Here is a 23,642-nt window from a genome sequence, read left to right on the forward strand (position 1 = left end):
CCCGGGGGCGCTCATTGCGCTCGCAGCTCAAGCTTCCCGTCGCCCTCGTCGATCCTCAGCGTCGATCCATCGGGCACCTCGCCGCGCAGGATCGCATCGGCGAGCGGGTCCTGCAGATATTTCTGCACCGCGCGCTTCAGCGGCCTCGCGCCATAGACCGGATCATAGCCGACCCGGCCGAGCCAGGCGCGCGCACCGTCGGTCAGCTCCAGCTTGATCTTGCGATCCTTGAGCAGCTTGCCGACGCGGCCGACCTGGATGTCGACGATCGGGCCCATATGCTGCTGCGCCAGACGGTGGAACAGGATGATCTCATCGAGCCGGTTGAGGAATTCGGGCCGGAAATGGGCGCGCACCACGTCCATCACCTGATCCTCGACGCTCTCGACCGTCTGGTCGTCGGCAAGGTTCGACAGATATTGGCTGCCGAGGTTCGACGTCAGGATGATCAGCGTGTTCGAGAAGTCGACCGTGCGACCCTGTCCGTCGGTCAGCCGCCCGTCGTCGAGCACCTGGAGCAGCACGTTGAACACGTCGCCATGCGCCTTCTCGACCTCGTCGAACAGCACGACCTGATAGGGCCGCCGCCGCACCGCCTCGGTCAGCACGCCGCCTTCCTCATAGCCGACATAGCCCGGAGGGGCGCCGATCAGCCGCGCGACGCTGTGCTTCTCCATGAACTCCGACATGTCGATGCGCACCATCGCCGATGAGTCGTCGAACAGGAACTCGGCGAGCGCCTTGGTCAGTTCGGTCTTGCCGACGCCGGTCGGGCCCAGGAACAGGAAGCTGCCCAGCGGCCGGTTCGGATCCTGCAGACCCGCGCGCGAACGCCGCACCGCGCGGGCGACCGCCGCGACGGCATCGGTCTGGCCGATCACCCGCTTGCCGATCTCTGCCTCCATCGCGAGCAGCTTCTCGCGCTCGCCCTCCAGCATCCGCTCGACCGGGATCCCCGTCCAGCGGCCGACCACCCCGGCGATATCCTCGGCCGTGACTTCTTCGCGCAGCATCGCACCCGCCGTCGCGCCCTGCGCGTCGGACAGTTCCTTCTCCAGATTGGGGATGACGCCATAACTCAGCTCGCCCGCACGGCCGAGATCGCCGCGCCGCTGCGCCTGATCCAGCTCCATCCGCGCCGCGTCGAGCTGTTCCTTCAGCTTGGCCTCGGCGTTGATCTTGTCCTTCTCGCCCTGCCAGCGCGCGGTCAGCGCCGCCGACTGTTCCTCAAGCTCGACCAGATCGGCTTCGAGCGCGTCGAGCCGGTCCTTGGAGGCCGCGTCGGTTTCCTTCTTCAGCGCCTCACGCTCGATCTTGAGCTGGATGATCCGCCGGTCGAGATTCTCGATCTCCTCGGGCTTGGATTCGACCTCCATGCGCAGCCGCGACGCGGCCTCGTCCATCAGGTCGATCGCCTTGTCGGGCAGGAAACGGTCGGTGATATAGCGGTTCGAGAGCGTCGCCGCCGAGACGATCGCCCCGTCGGTGATCCGCACGCCATGGTGCAGCTCGTACTTCTCCTTCAGCCCGCGCAGGATCGAGATCGTGTCCTCGACGGTCGGCTCGCCGACGAACACCGGCTGGAAGCGCCGCTGCAGCGCCGGGTCCTTCTCGACATATTTGCGATATTCGTCGAGCGTGGTCGCGCCGATGCAGTGCAGCTCGCCGCGCGCCAGCGCGGGCTTGAGCAGGTTGCCGGCATCCATCGCGCCCTCGGACTTGCCCGCGCCGATCAGCGTGTGCATCTCGTCGATGAACAGGATGATGTCGCCCTCGGCGCCCTTCACCTCATCGAGCACGCCCTTCAGCCGCTCCTCGAACTCGCCGCGATATTTCGCGCCGGCGATCAGGCTGCCCATGTCGAGCGCCATCACCTTGCGGTCCTTCAGGCCATCGGGCACGTCGCCATGCGCGATGCGCAGTGCCAGCCCCTCGGCGATCGCGGTCTTGCCGACGCCGGGTTCGCCGATCAGCACCGGGTTGTTCTTGGTGCGCCGCGCCAGCACCTGGATGGTGCGGCGGATCTCCTCGTCGCGGCCGATCACCGGGTCGAGCTTGCCGTCGCGCGCCGCGGCGGTCAGGTCACGGGCGAATTTCTTGAGCGCGTCATAGCGGTCTTCCGCCCCCGCCGTGTCGGCGGTGCGGCCGCCGCGCAGCTCGTTGATCGCGCCGTTGAGCGCCTCGGCGCGCACGCCCGCCTCGGCCAGCGCCTTGCCGGCGGCGGAGGTGGCGGCGAGTACCAGCGCAAGCAGCATCCGTTCGACCGTCACGAAGCTGTCGCCCGATTTCTGGGCGATCTGCTCGGCCTGATCGAGGATGCGGGCTAGGTCGTTGTCGAGGCCCGGCGTCTGCTGCGCGCCGCCGCCCGAAACCGCCGGAATCTTGGCGAGCGCCGCGTCGGTCGCGCGCAGCGCCACGCCGGCGTCGCCGCCCGACGCCTTGATCAGGCCGGACGCCATGCCCTGCTCGTCCTCGAGCAGCGCCTTGAGCAGATGTTCGGGCGCGATCCGCTGATGGCTCATCCGGATCGCCACGGTCTGCGCCGACTGGAGGAAGCCCTTGGCGCGGTCGGTGAATTTTTCGAGGTTCATGTCTGATCCCTGTCCTTACACCCGGCGATATGGTGTGGCTTTTTTGCAACACAAGAGGTGATCGAAAGTCTTCAGTACCAGTCGGCCAGCGCGGCATGAACCATCTCCACCGTGATTGCCGGACGGGTATCGTCAGGGCCGATCTCGAAGAAGGCGGCGCGGCCGACGATGTGTGGCGGGCCGGCATGGCTTTCAATTCCGTGATAGCGCGGACGATTGACATAATCGTCGCACATCAGCGTCGCGCGATGCCCGCCCGCGCGGGCGCGGCGCACCGCCTCCAGCATGCAGGCCAATCGGAAGCGCCCATCGGTCAGGATGAAATCGGGAAAGCCGTCGAGCAACGCCCAGGGCGCCTGGACATAACGTGCCCAGCGCCGCATCCGCCGCGGCGTGGGCGTCGTGTTATAGGGGCGGCACAGGCCCAGCGTCAGGCCGATGTCGGGCTCCGCGAAGCGCACCGGCGCCTCGGCGGGCAGCAGCGCCCGCACCGCCCTGGCGAAATAACGGTCAGCCTCGACCGAGACGGTCGGCACCCCGGCGCGCGCCGCGTGGAGGGTCGACGAGCCGCTGCCATATTCGAGATAGGATCGGCTCCGCGACAGACGCTCGCGAAAGGCGTCCTCGGCTCCGGCGAAATAGATGTCCGGCGGCACCGTGAAGCCGGTCACCCGCTGGAGGTAGAGGAATTCCGCCAGGGTCTTCCACTCGGCCGGGACTAGACGCATCGCCGCTCCTGCTGTTTCGTCGCGGGATATAAGCGCAGTGCGGCCGCGCTTGCCAGCCAGACGAACGCACCATGGCGTTCGACCAGCGTGTTGCCCGGATATTGCACCCGGCGCACCAGCGGCTAGACTGCGCGCATCTTCCCTTTCGGAAAGCCGTGTTCATGCGCCGTACCCTGTTCCGTCCGTTCGCCGCCCTGCTGATCGCGACGGCCCTGTCCGTTCCCGCCTTTGCCGCCCCGGCCGAACCCGCCGCCGTGTCCGATCTCGTGAAGGCGGTCGACATCCCCTATGACAGCTTCACCCTCGACAACGGCCTGCGCGTCATCGTCCACACCGACCGCAAGGCCCCGGTGATCGGCGTGTCGATCTGGTACCATATCGGCTCGAAGGACGAGCCCAAGGGCAAGACCGGCTTCGCCCATCTGTTCGAACATCTCATGTTCAACGGCTCGGAAAATGCGAATGAGGATTTCTTCAAGCCGCTCGAATCGATCGGCGCGACCGACCTGAACGGCACGACCTGGTTCGATCGCACCAATTATTTCGAGACGGTGCCGACCGGCGCGCTCGACATGACGCTGTTCCTCGAATCGGACCGGATGGGCCATCTGCTCGGCGCGATCGACAAGTCCAAGCTCGATAACCAGCGCGGCGTCGTCCAGAATGAGAAGCGCCAGGGCGACAACGATCCCTATGGCCTCGTCGAATATGCCCAGCTGAAGGCGCTGTTCCCCGAAGGCCATCCCTATCACCACTCGACGATCGGCTCGATGGCCGACCTAGACGCCGCCAGCCTCGACGATGTGAAGAACTGGTTCCGCGCGCATTATGGCCCGAACAATGCCGTGCTGGTGCTGGCGGGCGACATCGACGCCGCGACAGCGAAGGCCAAGGTGCAGAAATGGTTCGGCGACATTCCGCGCGGACCCGAGACGCCGCGCGCCGCGGTGACGGTGCCCACCCTCGCCGCGCCCGTCGATCAGGTGATGAAGGACCGAGTCGCCACCACCCGCATCTATCGCAACTGGGCGGTGCCGGGTCTCAACGATCCCGATCTGATCCCGCTCGATATCGGCATGGACATACTCGGTGGCCTGGCCTCGTCGCGGCTCGACAATGCGCTGGTCCGCAAGGACAAGACCGCCGTCGCCGTCACCGCACAGGTCCAGCCCTTCGAGAAGATCTCGATCGTCGAGATCACCGCTGACGTGAAGCCCGGGGTCGACGCTGCCGCGGTCGCCAAGCAGCTGGATGCGCTGATCGCCGATTTCGTGAAGAACGGCCCGACCGCCGACGAGGTCAAGCGCGCCGCCACCAAGCAGGTGGCGGGTGAGATCGCCGGCCTCGAAACCGTCGGCGGCTTCGCCGGCAAGGCGGTGACGCTGGCCGAGGGGGCGGTCTATTCGGACGATCCCGAGAAGTACAAGAAGGACCTTGCCGCCGCCGCCGCGACGACGCCCGCAAGCGTGCGCGCCGCTCTGCAGAAATGGCTCGGCCGCCCGGCATATCGGCTGGTGGTCGAACCCGGCGAACGCACCGAATCGGACATGGCCGTCGCGGGCGGCAGCGCGCGGGAGGGCATGAGTCCGGCCTATTACCGCGACCCCAAGCGGGAAGGCGGCGCTCCGGCGCCCGGGGTTTCCGCACCCGCCCAGCCCAAGGCAGGCGTCGACCGCTCTTCACCGCCGGCTGTGGAGGCGATCAACGACCTCACCTTCCCCGCCATCGAGCGTACCACCCTGTCGAACGGCATCCAGGTGGTGTTCGCGAAACGCACCACCGTGCCGACCGTTCGCATGTCGGTCGTGTTCGATGCCGGCAACGCCGCCGATCCCAAGACGAAGCTCGGCACCCAGGGGCTGATGCTGTCGCTGCTCGACGAAGGCGCGGGCAAGCTTGATTCGATCGGCATCGCCGAGGCGCAGGAAAGGCTCGGCGCGCAGATCGCGTCGAGTTCGACGATGGACCGCACCAGCGTCTCGCTGTTCGCGCTCAAGGCCAATCTCGCCCCGTCGCTCGATCTGCTCGCTGACGTCATCCAGCGGCCGGCCTTCGCGCCCGCCGAGATCGAGCGCCTGCGCGGCCAGATTCTCACCGGCATTGCCGCCGAGAACGCCCAGCCGCGCGGCATCGCCCGGCGGACCCTGCCGCCGCTGCTGTTCGGTCCGGCCCATCCCTATGGCGTGCCGCTGTCGGGCAGCGGCACCGAAGCCGGCGTCAAGGCGGTGACCCGCGCCGACCTGCTCGCCTTCCACCAGGCCTGGCTGCGCCCCGACAATGCGAAGATCTTCGTGACCGGCGACACCACGCTCGCCGAGCTAAAGCCGCTGCTCGAGGCGCGCTTCGGCAGCTGGGCCAAGCCGAAGCCCGCCAAAGGCGTGAAGGTCTTCCGCATGGACAAGATGGCGCGGCCCTCGCGGATCGTGCTGATCGACCGGCCGCAGAGCCCGCAGAGCTACATCATGGCGGGCCATCTGCTCGCCACCAAGGGCACCGAGGACCCGCTGACGCTGGTCGCCGCCAATGAGGTGATCGGCGGCAGCTTCCTGTCGCGGCTCAACATGGACCTGCGCGAAACCAAGGGCTGGGCCTATGGCGCGTTCAGCCAGACCCAGATGCTGCGCGAAACGATGCCCTTCTACTTCATCGCGCCGGTCCAGACCGACCAGACCGGTCCGTCGATCGCCGCCGCGCTCGCCGACATGAAGGCCTTCCTCAGCAAGGATGGCGTGACCGCCGAGGAGCGCGAGCGCACCATCAACGGCCAGATCCGCTCGCTACCGGGATCGTTCGAGACGTCGAGCGACCTGCTCGGCGCGCTGGTGACGATGGACACGCTTGGTCGGCCCGACGACTATTACACCAAGCTGCCCGGCCGTTACCGCGCGATGACCGCCGCCCAGATGGACGAGGCCGCCCGCGCCGCGATCAAACCGGACGACCTCGTCTGGGTCGTCGTCGGCGACGCCGCCAAGGTCGAACCGCAGCTCAAGACGCTGGGCCTGCCGGTCGAAAGGATGGCGCCGGGCAAATGAGCGAGGAGGTCTGGGACTGCATCACCAAGGCCCCGTTCGGCGAACAGGCCTCGGTCTTCACCATCGTCCGTGACGGCGATCGCTTCACCGGCAGCAACGTCGCCGATATCGGCGAACTACCGGTGATCGACGGCCGGATCGAAGGCGACCGGCTGATCTGGAAGATGCCGACTACCAAGCCGATGCCGATGACGCTGATCGGCAAGGCGGTGGTGGACGGCGACCGGCTGGAAGGCACGGTTACCCTCGGCGTGATGGGCAAGGCGGTAATGACCGGGGTGCGGCGGGGCTGACCGCCGCATGTCATCCCGCTTTCGCGGACCTTTGCATAAAGAACGACAGGCTCTCAAACCGTCATCCTCGCGAAAGCGGGGATCCATGGACGGCGGCACATTCGATTTCAAGCGGCACCCTTCCATGGATTCCCGCTTTCGCGGGAATGACGAATCCTGTGGCGATTGGAAAGCAGCTTCGTCAAATGGCCCCCCGCCCGCCCTATGCGATCGTGGGCACCAGTCCGCCCTCGACCCTGACCGCCGCGCCATTGGTCACCGCCGCCAGCGGGCTGGCGAGGAAGGCGACCATGTTCGCCACCTCCTCGGCCTCGATCAGGCGGCGGATCAGCGAGGTCGGCCGGAACTTGTCGAAGAACTCGGCCTCGCGCTCTCCTTCAGGCGCGTCCTTATTGTCGACGACCGATTGGATGAAGCCGACGATCCCTTCGGACCGTGTCGGACCGGGCAGCACCGAATTGACCGTGACGCCCGTTCCCCGCGTCTGATCGGCGAGCCCGCGCGCCACCGCGAGCTGCGCGGTCTTGGTCATGCCGTAATGGATCATCTCGCCGGGAGTCATCAGCCCGCTCTCGCTGGAGATGAAGATGATGCGGCCCCAGTCGCGCGCCAGCATCGCCGGGAAATAATGACGGGCGAGGCGTACGCCGCTCAGCACGTTGACGTCGAAGAAGCGCTGCCAGTCCTCGTCGCTGATCTCGGCGAAGGGCTTCGCTTCATAGATGCCGAGGTTGTTGACAAGGATATCGACCGACGGGGCGGCCTCGATCAATGCCGCCGCCCCTTCGGGGGTCGCCGCGTCGGCCAGGACCGCACGCACGCGCCCCGCCCTGCCGACCTGTTCGGCAGCCGCGTCGAGCTTGGCGCGGTCGCGGCCGGAGATGATCACTTCGGCGCCCTCGGCGGCGAGCCGTTCGGCGATCGCCAGGCCGATGCCGGCGGTCGAGCCCGTCACCAGCGCTATCTTTCCCTTGATGTTCAGGTCCATGATCGGAGCCTCCTGTTCCAATGTCTCGCGTGGAGATAGGCGATCCCAGCATTGATGATTAGATCGTGACTATGCAAAATAGAAATGATCTGAAATCATGAATGCGGGACCATGGACAATCGCATCGGCGATATGGAGACCTTTCTCGCGGTGACCTCGGCCGGCAGCTTTGCCGCCGCGGCGAAGACATTGCGGCTGACGCCCTCAGCGGTCAGCCGCTCGATCGCGCGGATCGAGGCGCGGCTCGGTGTTCAACTCATCCTGCGGACGACACGCTCGCTGACCCTCACTGCCGAGGGCCTGTCCTATCGAGACCGCATCTCCGCGCTGCTCGCCGAGGTCGAGGATATCGAACAGAGCTTGGGTCAGAGCGATCAGGGGCCGCGCGGCCCGCTGCGCATCAATGCATCGGTGCCGTTCGGCACCCAATATCTGTTGCCGATATTGCCGGGCTTCCTGTCGCACTATCCCGCCGTGACGGTGGACCTCGCCTTGTCGGACACCGTCGTCGACATGGTCGATGAACGCGCCGACATCGCCATCCGCATAGGCCCGTTGCGCGATGCCAATGTCCGCGCGAAGAAACTCGGCCGCAGCGCAATGGCCCTGGTCGCCAGCCCCGCCTATCTCGCCCGCCACGGCACGCCCGAACGGCCCGATGATCTTGCCCGCCACATCTGCCTGCGCTTCAGCTTTCGCCGGTCGGTGGATAGCTGGCCTTTCCGCATCGGCACGCGCGTCGTCCACCGGCCGGTCGACGGGCCCTTCACCGGCAATTCGGGCGAAGTCGTCCGCCAGATGGCGGCGGCGGGCGGCGGCATCGCCCGGCTGGGACGCTTCCACGTTGCGGCAGACCTGGCCGCCGGGCGGCTCGTCGAAATCCTGGAGCCGTTCAATCCGGGCGATGGCGAGGACATCCACGCGCTGTACAACGGTCACCAGCGTCTCGCCGCCCGGGTTCGGGCGTTTCTCGATTTCCTCGATGCGGAGCTCATCCTGCCGGGCTGACCTGGCGGTATGTGCTCAGTCGAAGAACAGCTTGGTCACATGGCCCATCTTGCGGCCCGGCCGTGCCTGGCCCTTGCCATAGAGGTGCAGATGGGCGGCCGGATCGGACAGGATCATGTCCCAGCCATTGGCCTGATCGCCGATCAGGTTGCGCATCTCGACCCGCGGCGCGGCGCGCGCGGTCGATCCGAGCGGCAGGCCGCAGATCGCGCGGATATGGTTCTCGAACTGCGAGGTGACAGCGCCCTCGATCGTCCAATGGCCGCTATTGTGGACGCGCGGTGCCATCTCGTTGAACACCGGGCCCGACGGCGTGTCGAAATATTCGATCGCGAGAACGCCGACATAGTCAAGCTCGGTGACGATCTTCTCGGCCAGCGCCTTCGCCGCATCGACCGTCTCGGGCGACAGCGCCGCGGGCACGGTGGACAGCGCGAGGATGCCGTCCTCATGGACGTTGAGCACCGGGTCCCAGGTCGCCATCGCGCCATCGGCGCCGCGCACGATCAGCAGCGAGAATTCACGTTCGAACTCGACAAAGCCTTCGAGCACGGCCGGCTCGAAGGCGAGCGCGGCCCAGGCCTCGTCGGCGTCGGCGGCGTCCTTCAGCCGCGCCTGGCCCTTGCCATCATAACCGAAACGCCGCGTCTTCAGGATCGCGGGCGCGCCGATCAGCTCCAGCGCCATGTCGAGGTCGCCGCGTTCGGAAATCACCGCCCAGGGCGCGGGGCGGCCGCCAATCGCCTTGACGAAGGCCTTTTCGGTGGCGCGGTCCTGCGCGGTCGCCAGCGCGCGCGGATGCGGCGCAAGCGGGGTCCGCAGCGCCTCCAGCGGGGCGACCGGGATATTCTCGAACTCATAGGTGATCACGTCGACCGTCGCGGCGAACGCCTGCAGCGCGGCGACATCGTCATAGGCGCCCTGCACCCAGCGCGCCGCGACATCGGCGGCGGGGCCGCTGGGTTCGGGCGCATAGATCGCGCAACGATAACCGAGATTGGCCGCGGCCATGCTGAGCATGCGGCCAAGCTGGCCGCCGCCGATGATGCCGATCGTCTTGCCGGGAGGGATCATCGCCACGCGATCAATCGAACGGCGCGACCGCGACATCGGCGGTCTGCTTCGCACGCCAGGCGTCGAGCCGTTCGGCGAGCGCGGGATCGTTGTTGGCGAGGATCGCGGCGGCGAACAGCGCGGCGTTGATCGCGCCGGGCTTGCCGATGGCGAGGGTGCCGACCGGAATGCCGCCGGGCATCTGGACGATCGACATCAGGCTGTCCATGCCCTTCAGCGCCTTGGATTCGACCGGCACGCCGAGCACCGGCAGCCGGGTCATCGACGCGGTCATGCCCGGCAGATGCGCCGCGCCGCCCGCGCCCGCGATGATCGCCTTGAGGCCGCGGCCGACCGCCGACTTGGCATAATCGTAGAGCCGGTCGGGGGTGCGGTGCGCCGAGACGACCAGCGTTTCATGCGGCACGCCGAGCGCCTTCAGCGTCTCGGCGGCATGGCTCATCGTCTCCCAGTCGGAGCGGCTGCCCATGATGATCCCGATCAGCGGCGCTTCGGCCATGCGCTCGAACTCCCCCTAAAAAGCCCTTTTACCGTTCCGACAGATAATAGCGATCCTTCGCGGTCAGATCGTCGGCGACCTCATAGACGATCGGCTGGCCGGTCGGGATCTCCAGCTCGGTGATCTCGTCGTCGGGAATGTGCGACAGATGCTTGACCAGCGCGCGCAGCGAATTGCCGTGCGCGGAGATCACCACCCGCTTGCCCGCCTTCAGGTCGGGCGCGATCCGCGCCTCCCAATAGGGCAGGACGCGCGCGATCGTGTCCTTCAGGCTCTCGGTCGACGGGATGGCGATGCCGGCGTAGCGGCGGTCCTTCGTCAGATCGAACTCGCCCCCCGCGTCGAGGACCGGCGGCGGAATGTCGAAGCTGCGGCGCCAGATCTTTACCTGGGCGTCGCCATGCTTCGCCGCGGTCTCCGCCTTGTTGAGCCCGGTCAGCCCGCCATAATGGCGCTCGTTCAGCCGCCAGTCCTTCTCGACCGGCAGCCACAGCCGCCCCATCGCTTCGAGCGCGAGGTTCAGCGTCTTGATCGCGCGGGTTTGGAAGCTCGTATAGCACATGTCGAAATCGAGGCCCTTGGCGGCCATCAATTCGCCCGCGGCCTTCGCCTCGGCGACGCCCTGGTCGGTCAGGTCGACATCCCACCAGCCGGTGAAGCGGTTCTCGAGATTCCAGGCTGACTGGCCATGGCGGATCAGAACGAGCGTCGGCATTTTTTCCCCTCTAGAGCGATTTCGAGGCAGATGGAATCATCTGCCGGCTCGGAAATCGCGACAAACCAACAAGCTAGCGCGGCGGAAGGGGCCTCTTAATCAGGCGAGGCCGGTCTGTCACCTTGCAATGGACCATATTGGGCGCAAAAACGGCCACCTTCCCAAGGAGAGTTTTGCCCATGCCGATCACCTCAAAACCACTTCGCTACGATCATGGCGGGGTTTCCTTCGAGGCCTATGCCGCGTGGGATGACGGCAGCACCGCATCACGCCCGATCGTCCTGATCGCCGGCACCTTCATGGGCCGCACCGCCTTCGAGGAGGGCAAGGCGCGGAGCCTGGCCGAACTCGGCTATGTCGCGGTCGCTATCGACTTCTACGGCGTCGGCAACGCCCCCGGCGACTTCGACGAGGCGCGCACCGCGATGGGCGCGCTCAACGATGACAGGGCGCTGCTCAAAGGGCGCCTCCTTGCTGCGCTCGACAGCGCCCGGGCGGTTGGCGCGCCAGGCGATCCGGCGCGGGTCGCGGCGATCGGCTTCTGCTTCGGCGGCAAATGCGTGCTCGATCTGGCGCGCAGCGGCGCGGACGTCGCAGGGGTGGTGAGCTTCCACGGCCTGTATGACGCCCCGCCCTTTCCGAATGGCGACATCAAGGCGAAGCTGCTCGTCCTGCACGGCTGGGATGATCCGCTCGATCCCCCCGAAACCGTCGTCGCGCTGGCCACCGAGATGACCGAGGCGCGGGCCGACTGGCAGATCCACAGCTATGGTCACACCGTCCACGGTTTCACCAACCCGGCGCGCGAGGGAATGTACAATCCCACGTCCAATGCGCGTGCATGGCAGGCGATGGAGAATTTCCTGGCGGAAATCTTCGAGTGATCGATCTCGGGCAGGCTATAGCGCAAGCAGGCGAACAAGAAGAGCATTGACCTGCTTTTTATTGCGGCGCAGCATTGAGGCATGTCCAGCGCCCCGCCTATCACCCAGAACCCCGACATCCGTTTCCTTGGCCGCCTGCTCGGCGACGTGATCAAGGCCTATGGCGGCGAAGCGCTGTTCCGGCGGATCGAATATATCCGCTCGGCTTCGGTCGATCGCGCGCGCGGGATCGTCGCCGCGCATGAGGTCGATTCGGGGCTCGATGCGCTGACCCTCGACGACACGCTCGCCTTCGTACGCGGCTTCATGCTCTTCTCGATGCTCGCCAACCTCGCCGAGGACCGGCAGGGCGTCGCCGCCGAGCCCGGTGCGGACGTCGCCGCCGCGCTCGACCGGCTGGAGAAGGAGGGCATATCGCGCTCCAACGTCGTCGACATGCTCGACAAGGCGTTGATCGCGCCCGTGCTCACCGCCCACCCGACCGAGGTGCGGCGCAAGAGCATGATCGATCATCGCAACAAGATCGCCGAGCTGATGATGCTCAAGGATATCGGCCGGACCGAGACCGCCGACGGCGACCTGATCGACCAGGCGATCTACCGCCAGATCGCGCTGCTGTGGCAGACCCGCCCCTTACGCCGCGAGAAGCTCTACGTCGCCGACGAGGTCGAGACCGCGCTCGCCTATCTGCGCGACATCTTCCTGCCGACCCTGCCCGCGCTCTATTCGCGCTGGCAGCGCTCGCTCGGCCATCGCCCCGCCAGCTTCCTCCGGCCGGGCAGCTGGATCGGCGGCGACCGCGACGGCAATCCCTTCGTCAACGCCGCCTCGCTGCGCTTCGCGCTGTCGCGCGCGGCGGAGACGGTGCTCGGCTATTATCTCCAGCAGCTTCACGAACTGGGCGCCGAACTGTCGATCTCGACCGAACTGGCCGAAGTCACCTGGGAGGTCGAGAAACTCGCCGAAGCCTCCGGCGACAAGAGCTCGACCCGCAGCGACGAACCCTATCGCCGGGCGATCACCGGCATCTATTCGCGGCTGTCCAAGACCTTCGAGAAGCTGACCGGCCGCCTCCCCGCGCGCCTGCCCGCGACCGATGCCGAGGGCGGCCCCTATGAGGACCCAGCCGCACTGCGCGCCGATCTCGTCGAGATCGCCCATGCCCTCAACCGCACCGGGGCCGGATCGCTGTCGGGCAGCGGCTCGCTGGGGCGGCTGATCCGCGCGGTCGAGACCTTCGGCTTCCACCTCGCCACGCTCGACATGCGCCAGAACGCCGACGTCCACGAACGGGTGATCGCCGATCTGCTCAAGGTCGCCGGCGTCGAGGCCGATTATCTCAAGCTCGACGAAGAGGCGCGCGTCACTTTGCTGCGCAGCGAACTCGCCTCGAAGCGGCTGCTGCGCACTCCCTTCGGCGCCTATGACGAGGAGACGCTGTCCGAGCTGGAGATCGTCCAGGCCGCGGCCGAGGCGCACCGCCTCTACGGCCCGGCGGCGATCACCACCTATCTGATCTCCAAGGCCGAGAGCGTGTCGGACATGCTGGAGGTCAATGTCCTGCTCAAGGAAGCCGGGCTCTACGTCCCCGGCGATCCGCCCACCGCCGCGATCATGGCGGTGCCGCTGTTCGAGACGATCGGCGATCTTCAGCGCGCGCCCGAGGTGATGACCAAATGGTTCGCCCTGCCCGAGGTGGCGGCGGTGACCGCGGCGCGCGGGCATCAGGAGGTGATGGTCGGCTATTCGGATTCGAACAAGGACGGCGGCTATCTCACTTCGGTGTGGAGCCTGCACGAGGCGTCGAGCGCGCTGAAGCCGGTGTTCGCCAAGGCTGGTTCGGCGATCCAACTGTTCCACGGCCGCGGCGGCGCGGTCGGGCGCGGCGGCGGATCGAGCTTCGCGGCGATCCTCGCCCAGCCGCATGGCACGGTGCAGGGCCGCATCCGCATCACCGAACAGGGCGAGGTGATTGCCGCCAAATATGGCACGCGCGAGAGCGCCGCCGCCAATCTGGAGGCGATGGCGTCGGCGACCCTGCTCGCCAGCCTCGAGGAAGCCGCGCTCAAGCCCGCCGACGCCAAACGCTTCTTCGGCGCGATGGACGAGATTTCGGGCAACGCCTTCAAGGCCTATCGCGGCCTCGTCTACGAGACCGAGGGCTTCCGCACCTTCTTCCGCCAGATGACTCCGATCGCCGAGATCGCCGACCTCAAGATCGGGTCGCGCCCCGCCAGCCGCACCAAGAGCGACCGGATCGAGGATCTGCGCGCTATCCCTTGGGTGTTCAGCTGGGCGCAGGCGCGGGTGATGCTGCCCGGCTGGTATGGCGTCGGCCAGGGCCTGAAAGCGCACAAGGATATCGGCCTGCTGCGCGAGATGCTGGAGGCGTGGCCCTTCTTCCAGTCGACCCTCGCCAATCTGGAGATGGTGCTCGCCAAATCCGACATGGGGCTAGCCGAACGCTATGTCGCGCTGGTCGAGGACCAGGATCTCGGCAAGGCGATCTTCGCCCGCATCCGCGATGGCTGGCAGATGACACAGGATTGCCTGCTGTCGATCACCCGCCAGACCCGGCTGCTCCAGAAGAACCCGTCGCTCGACCAGTCGATCCGGTTGCGCCTGCCCTATATCGAGCCGCTCAACCTGCTCCAGATCGAGCTGCTCAAGCGCCACCGCGCGGGCGAGGACGATCCCCGCGTCCGCGAGGGCATCCAACTCTCGATCAACGCGATCGCAACCGCACTCAGGAACAGCGGCTGACGCCTTTCAACATCTTCCGTCATTCCCGCGAAAGCGGGAATCCATGGATGGCGTCCACTATCGTCTCGATCGTGCCGTTACCGTGGATTCCCGCTTTCGCGGGAATGACGTAGGTGGAAAGCGAGTCGCTTTTGTCAGAACAGGTTGGGAATGCGTTTCGGATCACTCACCCTCGCCGCCGCCCTCCTCCTCGCTACGCCTGCTCTGGCCGAAGTCCCGATCGACCCCGGCCAGACCGCGACGATCCGGCTCAGCCCGCAGGGCGAGCTCGCCTATCCGGTCGCGCCCGTGCCGCCGCACGCGCCCGCCAACCATGGCGCGATCCTGTCGGTGGATATCGACGAACCCGGCCTGTACCATGTCGCGCTGGGCGCTCCGGGCTGGATCGATGTCTATCGTGACGGCAAACCGCTGGCGTCGACCGGCCATCGCCATGGCGAACCCGGCAGCAGCATTGCCAAGATCGTCGATTTCGAGCTGGCGGTGGGCCACTACACCCTCGCCCTGTCGGGCATGACCGGTGGCGAGGTCAGCGTTAGCGTGAGCCGCTGATCAGACAATAAGCGATCCGCCAGGTGACGATGCGCGGCCCGGCGTCGAACCGCGCCATCGCCCGGCGCAGTGCGGCGGGCGGCAGCGGGCGATAACCCTCGGCGGGGGTGCCCGCACCGATCGCCTTGAGCCCGCGCAGGAAGGCGCGCGCGTCGGTCCGCTGGACGACGTCGGCGATCTCGACATCGGTCTGAAAGCCCGGCGGCGCGAGCGCGGTGAGCGCCGCATGGTCGGGATAGGCGGGCGTGCCGCCCGGCAACCCCTCCCCGGCCAGCGCCGCGGTCCACTCCGGAAAGCTGTCCGCCGCCATGGTCGAAAAGGCGAGCAGTCCGCCCGGCTCCAGCCGCGCCGCCAGCGCGGCGATCGCGCGGGGAAGGTCGGCGAACCATTGAAAGGCCAGGCTCGAGGCGATCAGGTCGAAACGGCCGAGTTCGGGATCGACCGCCTCGCCGTCGATCACCCGATAGTCGGCACCGAGGTCCAGCGCGGCGCGGGCGCGATCGATCATCGCGGGCGCGACATCGCTAACCGTCCAATCCGCCGGACCGATGGCATCGCGGAGTGCGCGAGTCAGGAAACCGGTGCCGCAACCCAGTTCGAGGATGCGCGGTTCGGCCCGCAAGTCCGCCGCCGCGATCCGTGCGGCGAGCGTGTCCGCCGCGATCCGCTGCGCGTAGGCGGCCTCGTCATAGCCACCCGCACGTCCAAAGGCGGCGGCGATACGGGCCCTGCGATCGAGCGGGGTTTCGGTCATCGCCGCGCCTAGAGCAGCATGGCGCGTCCGATGCAAGGACAAGGCCTAATTTCTATTGATAGTCAGTCGCAATAGCGCTATCTATCGATTCGAGAGGTGCCGCATGGTCGTTTGTGTCTGCAATGCCATCAGGGAAGCCGATGTCCGGGAAGCGGTGCGCAAGGGCGCGAGCTGCCCGCTCAGCGCTTATCAGGCGCTCGGCCGCCGTCCGCGCTGCGGGCAATGCCTGCCTTATGCGCGCAGCATCGTCGCTGATGAGAGCGTGGCGGCCTGACCCGCCGGCTGAGAAAGAAATCCCCAGCCCTTAGCTCCGCGCAACTAACTGATCCGATTACCGAAATCTCATAGCGGTAAAATTTCCCGCCCTTTAAATCCCCGCGCGACTGCTTTACGCCACCTCACAGTCGAACGCGGAGGCACAGCTATGAAGGGCGACCCCAAGGTCATCGAATATCTCAACGAGGTGCTCAAGAACGAGCTGACCGCGATTAACCAGTATTTCCTTCACTATCGGATGCTCAACCATTGGGGCATCGCGAAGCTCGCCAAGTTCGAATATGGCGAATCGATCGACGAGATGAAGCATGCCGACAAGCTGGCGGAGCGCATCCTGTTCCTCGACGGCCTGCCCAATTTCCAGATGCTCGGCCGCTTGCGCATCGGCGAGACCGTCGAGGAGCTGCTCAAGGCCGATCTCGCGCTGGAGATGGAAGCGCTGCCGGTGCTGCGCGACGGCATCCAATATTGCGAGCAGGTCCGCGACTATGTCACCCGCGATTTACTCCAGCACATCCTCGATTCCGAGGAAGAACATGTCGATACGCTCGAAACCCAGTTCGAGATGATCGAACGGATGGGCATCCAGAATTACATCCAGCTCCAGTCGGAGCCGGCTGGGGATTCGTAAGCCGCTCTCCCCCCTCCCCTTTAGGGGAGGGGACGGGGGTGGGGCCTATCCGCGAGCGTCGCGCCTGGGTTTGACGCCCCACCCCAACCCCTCCCCTGAAGGGGAGGGGCTTTAAATTACCGCAACGCCGCGTTGATCTTGTCGAGCGCGGCCGCCGGCGGGCTCAGCTCGCGATCCGACAGTGCGTTCAATGGCCGTTTCACCGTGCCGAGCGCATCGTGCAAATCCTCCGCCTGCGGGTCGATATAGAGCAGGCCCGTCACGATCTCGCCCGCCGCCTCGCGCTGGTTGAGATAGGACATCGCCGCAACCCGGTCGGTCGGCTCATAGTCGGCAGCCACCTTGCGCAGCCGCAGCACCGATCCGTCATGCTGCTCGACCTCGACCATCGCGCCGGGTTCGTACTGCGCAACGATCGGCGCGCGGCCCTGCATCACGTCGAGCCGGTTCACCGCCTCATTATGCTCGCGCACCCAGTCGAAGCTCTTGGTCGATCCCTTGTGGTTGTTAAAGGCGATGCATGGGCTCAGCACATCGATGAACGCCGCGCCCTTGTGGCGCAGCGCCGCCTTGATCAGCGGCACCAGCTGCTCCTTGTCGCCCGAAAAGCTGCGTCCGACGAAGCTCGCCCCCAGTTGCAGCGCGAGCGCGACGAGTTCGATCCCGCTGTCCGAATTGACCACGCCCTTCTTCGACTTGCTGCCCTTGTCGGCCGTGGCCGAGAACTGCCCCTTGGTGAGGCCGTAGACCCCGTTATTCTCGACGATATAGGCCATGTTCACCCCGCGCCTTATCGCATGGGCGAACTGGCCGAGACCGATCGAGGCGCTGTCGCCGTCGCCCGACACGCCGAGGTAGATCAGGTCGCGATTGGCGAGGTTCGCACCGGTCAGCACCGACGGCATCCGGCCATGGACGGTGTTGAAGCCATGGCTCGCGCCGAGGAAATAATCGGGAGTCTTCGACGAACAGCCGATCCCCGACAGCTTGGCGAGGCGGTGCGGCTCGAGGTCGATCTCGAAACAGGCCTGGACGATCGAGGCGCTGATCGAGTCATGGCCGCAGCCGGCGCACAGCGTCGAAACCTTGCCCTCATAATCGCGCCGGGTGAAGCCCAGCGCATTGGTGTTGAGCGACGGATGATGGAAGGCGGGTTTGGCAATATAGGTCATCGCACCATCTCCCCGACCGGCCCCTTGTCCGCGACGCCCATCCCCTTGGCCAGTTCGGCCTGGATGAAGCGCGCGGTGATCGGTGAGCCGTCATAGTTCAGCACTTTCACGAGGCGGGCCGGATCGACCCCGCCCTCGTTGATCAGCAGCGCGCGCAGCTGCGCATCGCGATTTTGCTCGACCACGAAGACCAGGTCGTGCACGGCGATGAAATCGAACACGTCGCCCGCGAAGGGGAAGGCGCGGACCCGCATCGCGTCAACCGCCAGTCCACGCGCCTCCAGTCCCGCCAGCGCCTCGTCCATCGCGGGTGAGGTCGATCCATAATAGATCACGCCATAGGAGGTTGGCTTGGCCGCCTTGCGGTGGATCGGCGCGGGCACCAGCGCCTTGGCGCTGTCGAACTTGCGCAGCAGCCGCTCCATATTGTCGACATAGACCGCGCCTTCCTCGCTGTAGCGCGCATAGGGATCGCGCGACGTGCCGCGGGTGAAATAGCTGCCCTTCGACGGATGGGTCGCGGGCAGCGTGCGATAGGGGATGCCGTCCCCGTCGACATCCTTGTAGCGGCCGAAATCGGCCCCCGCCTCCAGCATCTCGGCGGTCATGATCTTGCCATGGTCGAGCGCGCGCGCGTCGTCCCATGTGAAAGGCTCGGTCAGCCACTCGTTCATGCCCATGTCGAGGTCGAGCATGACGAAGATCATCGTCTGCAGCCGGTCCGCCAGGTCGAAGGCGAGCGCGGCGAACTCGAAACATTCGCCGGGCCCTTCGGGCAGCAGCAGGACATGCTTGGTGTCGCCATGGCTGGCATAAGCGGCGGACAATATGTCCGACTGCTGGGTGCGGGTCGGCATGCCGGTCGACGGGCCGCCGCGCTGCACGTCGAAGATCACTGCCGGGATCTCGGCGAAATAGCTCAGGCCAATGAACTCCTGCATCAGCGAGACGCCGGGGCCCGATGTACAGGTGAAGGCGCGCGCGCCGTTCCAGCCTGCGCCGGTCACCATGCCGATCGACGCGATCTCGTCCTCGGCCTGGACAATCGCATAGCGCGCTTCGCCGGTATCGGGATCGTGGCGCAGCTTCTTGCAATAATGGATGAACGCTTCGGCCAGTGAGGTCGACGGGGTGATCGGATACCAGGCGCAGACCGTCGCCCCGCCATAGACCGCACCGAGCCCGGCGGCGGTGTTGCCGTCGACAAAGATGCGGTCGCCCACCGCGTCGGCGCGCTGAAGCTGAAGGCCGAGCGGCTTCAGATTGCCGGCGGCATGATCGAAGCCGATCCCCAGCGCTTCGATATTGGCGGGAATCAGCGCAGGTTTGGACGCATATTCCTCGGCCAGCAGCGCCTCGACCACCTCGCGCTCGATGCCGAGCAGATAGGTGAGCGCGCCCAGATAGATGATGTTCTTGAGCACCTTGCGCTTCGACGGCTCGACATAGGCTTCGTTGCACAAAGCGGTCAGCGGGATGCCGACGACGTTGATGTCGGGGCGGAAGCGCGTCGGCGGCATCGGCTTGGTCGAATCGTAGAAGAGATAGCCGCCCTTCTCGATCGAGGCGATGTCGCCGTCCCAGGTCTGCGGGTTCATCGCGACCATCAGGTCGACCCCGCCGCGCCGTCCCATCCAGCCCTGGCCGCTGACACGGATCTCATACCAGGTCGGCAGCCCCTGGATGTTCGACGGGAAGATGTTGCGCGCCGCGACCGGCACCCCCATCCGCAGGATCGCCTTGACGAACAGGCCGTTGGCCGATGCCGATCCCGATCCGTTGACGTTGGCGAACTTGACGACGAAGTCGTTCACCGCGCTGATAGGCCGCGTCATTTGCACCCTCCGGCGTGGGTCATCTCGAGCAGCGTCTTCTGCATGTCCCACGCCCCGGTCGGGCAGCGCTCGGCGCACAAGCCGCAATGCAGGCAGACATCCTCGTCCTTCACCAGCACCCGCCCGGTGGCAAGGGTCGACGAGACGTAGAGGTCCTGCGCTAGGTTCATCGCGGGGGCTTTCAAGCGGGGCCGAAGCTCCTCCTCTGGCCCGTTGATCGTGAAGGTGATGCAGTCGGTCGGGCAGATGTCGACGCAGGCGTCGCACTCGATGCACAGCGGCTTGGCGAAGACCGTCTGGACGTCGCAGTTCAGGCAGCGCTGGGTCTCCGCCCAGCTACGCGGATCGTCGAAGCCCAGCTCGACCTCGGCCTTCACATCGCCCAGCGCCTGAGCAAGCGGCAGCAGCGGCACCTTCTGCCGGTCGTCGAGCGAGACGTCATTGTCATAGCTCCATTCGTGGATGCCCATCTTCTGCGACGAGACCTTCACGCCCGGTGGCGGACGCAGGCGAACATCGACGCCCCGGCAGAAATGGTCGATCGAGATCGCCGCATCATGGCCGTGCGCGACCGCCCAGATGATATTCTTCGGCCCGAAGGCCGCGTCGCCGCCGAAAAAGACCTGCGGCAGCGTCGACTGGAAAGTCGTCTCGTCGACCACCGGCATGCCCCAGCGGTCGAAGTCGAGACCGATGTCGCGCTCGATCCACGGGAAGCTGTTCTCCTGCCCCACCGCGATCAGCACCGCGTCGCACTCGAAATGCTGGTCGGGCTCACCGGTCGGCTGGAGGCTGCGGCGGCCATCGTCACCGATCACCGGCGCGACCTTTTCGAAGGTGACTCCGGTCAGGCGGCCATCGGCATGGGTGAACTCCTTGGGGACCAGGAAATTGTGGATCGGGATGCCCTCATGCTGGGCATCCTCCTTCTCCCAGGGCGACGCCTTCATCTCGTCGAAGCCCGAGCGGACGATCACCTTCACATCCTCACCGCCCAGGCGGCGCGAAGTGCGGCAGCAATCCATCGCGGTGTTGCCGCCGCCCAGCACGATCACGCGCTTGCCGATGCTGTCGATATGGCCGAACGACACGTTCGATAGCCAGTCGATGCCGATATGGATGTCGGCGGCGGCCTCCTTGCGGCCGGGCAGGTCGAGGTCGCGTCCGCGCGGCGCGCCGGTGCCGACGAAGATCGCGTCATAATCCTCGCGCAGCAGCTTCGCGAGACTCTCCACCCGCTCGCCCAGCCGCATGTGCAGGCCCATGCCGGTGATGAAGCCCATCTCCTCGTCGATCACGCTTTCGGGCAGGCGGAAACGCGGGATCTGGCTGCGGATCATGCCGCCCGCCTTGGCGTCGGCGTCATAGACGGTGACGTCATAGCCGAGCGGGGCAAGGTCGCGCGCGACGGTCATCGCCGCGGGGCCCGCGCCGATGCAAGCGACCTTTTTGCCGATCTTCTTCTTGGGCGGCACCGGCATCCGCGCCTGGACGTCGCCCTTGTTGTCGGCGGCGACGCGCTTCAGGCGGCAGATCGCCACCGGCTCCTCGTCGACCCGGCCGCGGCGGCAGGCAGGTTCGCACGGGCGGTCGCAGGTCCGCCCCAAAATTCCTGGAAAGACGTTGGACTTCCAATTGACCATATAGGCGTCGGCATGACGCCCTTGCGCGATGAGGCGGATATATTCCGGAACGGGCGTGTGGGCCGGACAGGCCCATTGGCAATCGACGACCTTATGGAAATATTCCGGCGCCTCGATATTCGTAGGCTCCAACGCGAACACTCCTCTCCTTCGGCTCCGCATCGGGCAACGGACGATCCGGTGTATCCAGATCTCCGATGCGCGCCCGTGCGGATGCTCGAACGACCCTTCTTAGCCCTCCCGGTCCACGCTATCCACCCTGTTTGATGTCTTTATCTTAGCGCGATTTGGCATAGCAGCTATCACCTGAACTGCATCCCTCCACGACAGGAGAGTCAGAAGATGCACCTGTCTCGACAGCGCCGGGCGCGGCCTTTATCGATCGGGTGAAAGCCGGGGCAGAGACAGTGCGATACGACCGCCGCAAACATGCCGCCCGCAGCACCGGCGATTTCGTCTTCAACCAGCTCATTCCCTATATCGGCAACAAGCGGAAGCTGCTGCCGCTGATCCAGCGCGCGGTGGAGGCCAGCGGGATCGTGCCCGGCGACAGCTTCGTCGATCTGTTCTCGGGCAGCGGCGTGGTCGCGCGTTTCGCCAAGGCGCAGGGCTTCCGCACCATCGCCAACGACTGGGAGCCTTATTCGGAGCAGATCAACCGCGCCTATATCGGCTGCAACGCCGCCCCCGCCTTCGCCGGGCGCAGCTATGCGGAGATGATCGCGCATCTCAACGCGCTGCCCCCGTCGGCCGGATGGGTGACCGATCACCTCTGCCCCGACGATGACGACGCCTATGTCATCGGCCATGATCGCATGTTCTTCATGCGCAAGAACGGCATGCGGATCGACGCGATCCGCGAGGCGCTGGAACGGCTGCGCGGTGAGGGCGCGCTCGACGACGGGCAGTTCGCCTGCCTGCTCGCCCCGCTGCTCTATCAATGCTGCTACACCAGCAACACGTCCGGTCTGTTCAAGGGCTTTCACGCGGGCTGGGGCGGCAGCAACGGCACCGCGCGCTACCGCATCTGCAGCGACCTGACGCTCGCCGCCGCCACACTGTTCGACAATGGCCAGGCCAATGAGGTCACCCGCCTCGATGCCCAGCGCTTCGCGCGCGAGCATGGCCGCGACTATGACTTCGTCTATGTCGACCCGCCCTATAATCAGCATCCCTATGGGTCGAACTACCATGTCCTCAACAGCGTCGCGCTGTGGGATAAGCCCGCGCTGGCGCGCAAGATCGGCGGCCGTGGCGACAAGTCGGCGATCCGCATGGATTGGCGAACCGAACGGCGCAGCCCCTATAATAGCGCGAAAGCCGCCACGGCGGCGCTCGCCGCGCTGATCGACGGCGTTCCCGCGCGCTGGATCGCGATCAGCTACAGCACCGACGGCAACATCCCGCTGCTCGATCTCGCCCGCGCCGGCTGCGCACGCGGCGCGACCCAGAGCTTCGTCCAGCCCTATAAGCGCTACCGGGTCAGCGCCCAGCGCTTCTCGCCCAAGCCGATGAACGCCGAATTCGTGCTGCTGATAGACACCGCGCGCCCCGCGTCCTGCTCGCCCGAGGCGATCTGCGAAACCATCCTCGAAGAGGAGCGGCGCGCGTTGCACAGCCATCCCGAAACGGGCGCGAACCAGCCCTCCGCCTGAGCCGCTTGCCTTTCCCGTCAAATAGGACATGTCTTTAGCCATGGCACAGCGTCCAACCCGATGGCGTCGGCAATCAGGAAGCGGCTCCGCGCGGCGGCGCAGGAGCAGCGGCGCACGCGGCGGCCAACTGATCTGGCTCCTTGCCGCGCTGGGCTTCATATTGTGGCTCGGGTTGGGCGAACCGCTCAAGACGCTGGATCACGCGCTCGCCCTGATCGGTTTCCAGGACAAAGAACGCTAGATCGGCACGCTGAATTTGATCTTCTTGCCCCGCAGCTTGAGACGGGCGCCCCGATCCTCTTCGGGAAGATCGACCAGCGACGGCAGCATCCACTGCTCGTCGTCATCGGCATCCTCGACCGCCATCTGCTGCGCGATCACGGCGTCGAGATCAAAATCGTCGGGCGCGGCCGCGGGCTGGGCCATGGCGATGCCGGCGGAGATCAGCAAAAGGTCGAGCACATCACATCCTGTCCTGCGCCCCGTGTAAAAAGGCGCGACGGACCAAAGCGTTCCCGTCGCCTCTGGACCCGGCGCGCCAAATCG

Annotated in this window: 21 protein-coding genes; 10 read left to right on the top strand and 11 right to left on the bottom strand. The window is 66.2% G+C overall.

What is annotated here, in order from left to right; genetic code table 11:
• Positions 1–11: 11 nt before the first annotated feature.
• Complete coding sequence (clpB, locus tag ASE00_RS12460) at positions 12–2,591, bottom strand: ATP-dependent chaperone ClpB (RefSeq protein WP_056380664.1); 2,580 nt, start codon at positions 2,589–2,591, stop codon at positions 12–14.
• 71 nt (positions 2,592–2,662) lie between these two features.
• Positions 2,663–3,319, bottom strand: coding sequence for a hypothetical protein (locus ASE00_RS12465; protein ID WP_056380665.1), 657 nt, complete (start codon positions 3,317–3,319; stop codon positions 2,663–2,665).
• A 161-nt stretch (positions 3,320–3,480) separates the two neighbouring features.
• On the opposite strand from ASE00_RS12465, the gene ASE00_RS12470 reads away from it, so the two are divergent.
• A complete protein-coding gene (locus tag ASE00_RS12470; RefSeq protein ID WP_056380667.1) occupies positions 3,481–6,354 on the top strand; it encodes a M16 family metallopeptidase in 2,874 nt (957 codons plus the stop codon).
• Positions 6,351–6,647, top strand: a complete 297-nt coding sequence (locus tag ASE00_RS12475) for a hypothetical protein (RefSeq protein ID WP_056380669.1) — start codon at positions 6,351–6,353, stop codon at positions 6,645–6,647. Before ASE00_RS12470 ends, ASE00_RS12475 begins: the two co-directional genes overlap by 4 nt.
• A gap of 202 nt (positions 6,648–6,849) precedes the next feature.
• Here ASE00_RS12475 and ASE00_RS12480 read toward each other — a convergent pair whose 3' ends face one another.
• On the bottom strand, positions 6,850–7,635 hold the full coding sequence (locus ASE00_RS12480) for an SDR family NAD(P)-dependent oxidoreductase (protein ID WP_056380670.1): 786 nt from the start codon (positions 7,633–7,635) through the stop codon (positions 6,850–6,852).
• Positions 7,636–7,746: 111 nt separating this feature from the next.
• On the opposite strand from ASE00_RS12480, the gene ASE00_RS12485 reads away from it, so the two are divergent.
• Positions 7,747–8,643 carry a LysR family transcriptional regulator gene (locus ASE00_RS12485; RefSeq protein WP_056380672.1) on the top strand — a complete coding sequence of 299 codons (897 nt, stop codon included), beginning with the start codon at positions 7,747–7,749 and terminating at the stop codon, positions 8,641–8,643.
• A 15-nt stretch (positions 8,644–8,658) separates the two neighbouring features.
• Here ASE00_RS12485 and ASE00_RS12490 read toward each other — a convergent pair whose 3' ends face one another.
• From ASE00_RS12490 to gpmA, 3 genes are read right to left on the bottom strand one after another with little or no spacing between them, the layout of a single operon-like run.
• Complete coding sequence (locus tag ASE00_RS12490; RefSeq protein WP_056380674.1) at positions 8,659–9,717, bottom strand: 5-(carboxyamino)imidazole ribonucleotide synthase; 1,059 nt, start codon at positions 9,715–9,717, stop codon at positions 8,659–8,661.
• A gap of 10 nt (positions 9,718–9,727) precedes the next feature.
• Complete coding sequence (gene purE / locus ASE00_RS12495) at positions 9,728–10,216, bottom strand: 5-(carboxyamino)imidazole ribonucleotide mutase (RefSeq protein ID WP_056380676.1); 489 nt, start codon at positions 10,214–10,216, stop codon at positions 9,728–9,730.
• A 28-nt stretch (positions 10,217–10,244) separates the two neighbouring features.
• Positions 10,245–10,931 (bottom strand): 2,3-diphosphoglycerate-dependent phosphoglycerate mutase, encoded by a 687-nt coding sequence (gene gpmA, locus ASE00_RS12500; RefSeq protein WP_056380678.1) that lies wholly within the window; start codon positions 10,929–10,931, stop codon positions 10,245–10,247.
• Between the two features lie 179 nt (positions 10,932–11,110).
• Here gpmA and ASE00_RS12505 point away from each other — a divergent pair, with 179 nt between their 5' ends.
• The 3 genes from ASE00_RS12505 to ASE00_RS12515 all read left to right on the top strand — a co-directional run bounded on the left by ASE00_RS12505 (position 11,111) and on the right by ASE00_RS12515 (position 15,130).
• Positions 11,111–11,815: a dienelactone hydrolase family protein gene (locus ASE00_RS12505; RefSeq protein WP_056380679.1), complete on the top strand. Its 705-nt coding sequence runs from the start codon at positions 11,111–11,113 to the stop codon at positions 11,813–11,815.
• An 81-nt stretch (positions 11,816–11,896) separates the two neighbouring features.
• Complete coding sequence (gene ppc, locus ASE00_RS12510; RefSeq protein WP_056380681.1) at positions 11,897–14,578, top strand: phosphoenolpyruvate carboxylase; 2,682 nt, start codon at positions 11,897–11,899, stop codon at positions 14,576–14,578.
• Between the two features lie 150 nt (positions 14,579–14,728).
• Positions 14,729–15,130: a hypothetical protein gene (locus tag ASE00_RS12515; RefSeq protein ID WP_056380683.1), complete on the top strand. Its 402-nt coding sequence runs from the start codon at positions 14,729–14,731 to the stop codon at positions 15,128–15,130.
• Here the strand turns inward: ASE00_RS12515 and ASE00_RS12520 are convergent.
• Positions 15,114–15,884 carry a methyltransferase domain-containing protein gene (locus ASE00_RS12520; protein ID WP_056380685.1) on the bottom strand — a complete coding sequence of 257 codons (771 nt, stop codon included), beginning with the start codon at positions 15,882–15,884 and terminating at the stop codon, positions 15,114–15,116. The genes ASE00_RS12515 and ASE00_RS12520 overlap by 17 nt on opposite strands.
• 103 nt (positions 15,885–15,987) lie before the next feature.
• On the opposite strand from ASE00_RS12520, the gene ASE00_RS12525 reads away from it, so the two are divergent.
• Together ASE00_RS12525 and bfr are read left to right on the top strand one after the other, a co-directional pair.
• Positions 15,988–16,158 carry a bacterioferritin-associated ferredoxin gene (locus ASE00_RS12525; RefSeq protein ID WP_056380686.1) on the top strand — a complete coding sequence of 57 codons (171 nt, stop codon included), beginning with the start codon at positions 15,988–15,990 and terminating at the stop codon, positions 16,156–16,158.
• Between the two features lie 150 nt (positions 16,159–16,308).
• Positions 16,309–16,791, top strand: a complete 483-nt coding sequence (gene bfr / locus ASE00_RS12530; protein ID WP_056380688.1) for a bacterioferritin — start codon at positions 16,309–16,311, stop codon at positions 16,789–16,791.
• A 116-nt stretch (positions 16,792–16,907) separates the two neighbouring features.
• Here bfr and ASE00_RS12535 read toward each other — a convergent pair whose 3' ends face one another.
• From ASE00_RS12535 to ASE00_RS12545, 3 genes are read right to left on the bottom strand one after another with little or no spacing between them, the layout of a single operon-like run.
• Entirely contained in the window at positions 16,908–17,963 is a 1,056-nt protein-coding gene (locus ASE00_RS12535) for a 2-oxoacid:ferredoxin oxidoreductase subunit beta (protein WP_056380690.1), read from the bottom strand.
• Positions 17,960–19,798 (bottom strand): 2-oxoacid:acceptor oxidoreductase subunit alpha, encoded by a 1,839-nt coding sequence (locus ASE00_RS12540; RefSeq protein WP_056380692.1) that lies wholly within the window; start codon positions 19,796–19,798, stop codon positions 17,960–17,962. Before ASE00_RS12540 ends, ASE00_RS12535 begins: the two co-directional genes overlap by 4 nt.
• Entirely contained in the window at positions 19,795–21,582 is a 1,788-nt protein-coding gene (locus ASE00_RS12545; protein ID WP_235538652.1) for an FAD-dependent oxidoreductase, read from the bottom strand. Before ASE00_RS12545 ends, ASE00_RS12540 begins: the two co-directional genes overlap by 4 nt.
• A 266-nt stretch (positions 21,583–21,848) precedes the next feature.
• On the opposite strand from ASE00_RS12545, the gene ASE00_RS12550 reads away from it, so the two are divergent.
• Positions 21,849–23,096, top strand: coding sequence for a DNA adenine methylase (locus ASE00_RS12550; RefSeq protein ID WP_082594652.1), 1,248 nt, complete (start codon positions 21,849–21,851; stop codon positions 23,094–23,096).
• 40 nt (positions 23,097–23,136) lie between these two features.
• Complete coding sequence (locus ASE00_RS12555; RefSeq protein WP_056380696.1) at positions 23,137–23,337, top strand: hypothetical protein; 201 nt, start codon at positions 23,137–23,139, stop codon at positions 23,335–23,337.
• Here the strand turns inward: ASE00_RS12555 and ASE00_RS12560 are convergent.
• Positions 23,334–23,558 carry a hypothetical protein gene (locus ASE00_RS12560; RefSeq protein ID WP_056380699.1) on the bottom strand — a complete coding sequence of 75 codons (225 nt, stop codon included), beginning with the start codon at positions 23,556–23,558 and terminating at the stop codon, positions 23,334–23,336. The genes ASE00_RS12555 and ASE00_RS12560 overlap by 4 nt on opposite strands.
• Positions 23,559–23,642 lie beyond the last annotated feature (84 nt).

The sequence above is a fragment of the Sphingomonas sp. Root710 genome, assembly GCF_001429065.1.
Taxonomy (GTDB): Bacteria; Pseudomonadota; Alphaproteobacteria; order Sphingomonadales; family Sphingomonadaceae; genus Rhizorhabdus.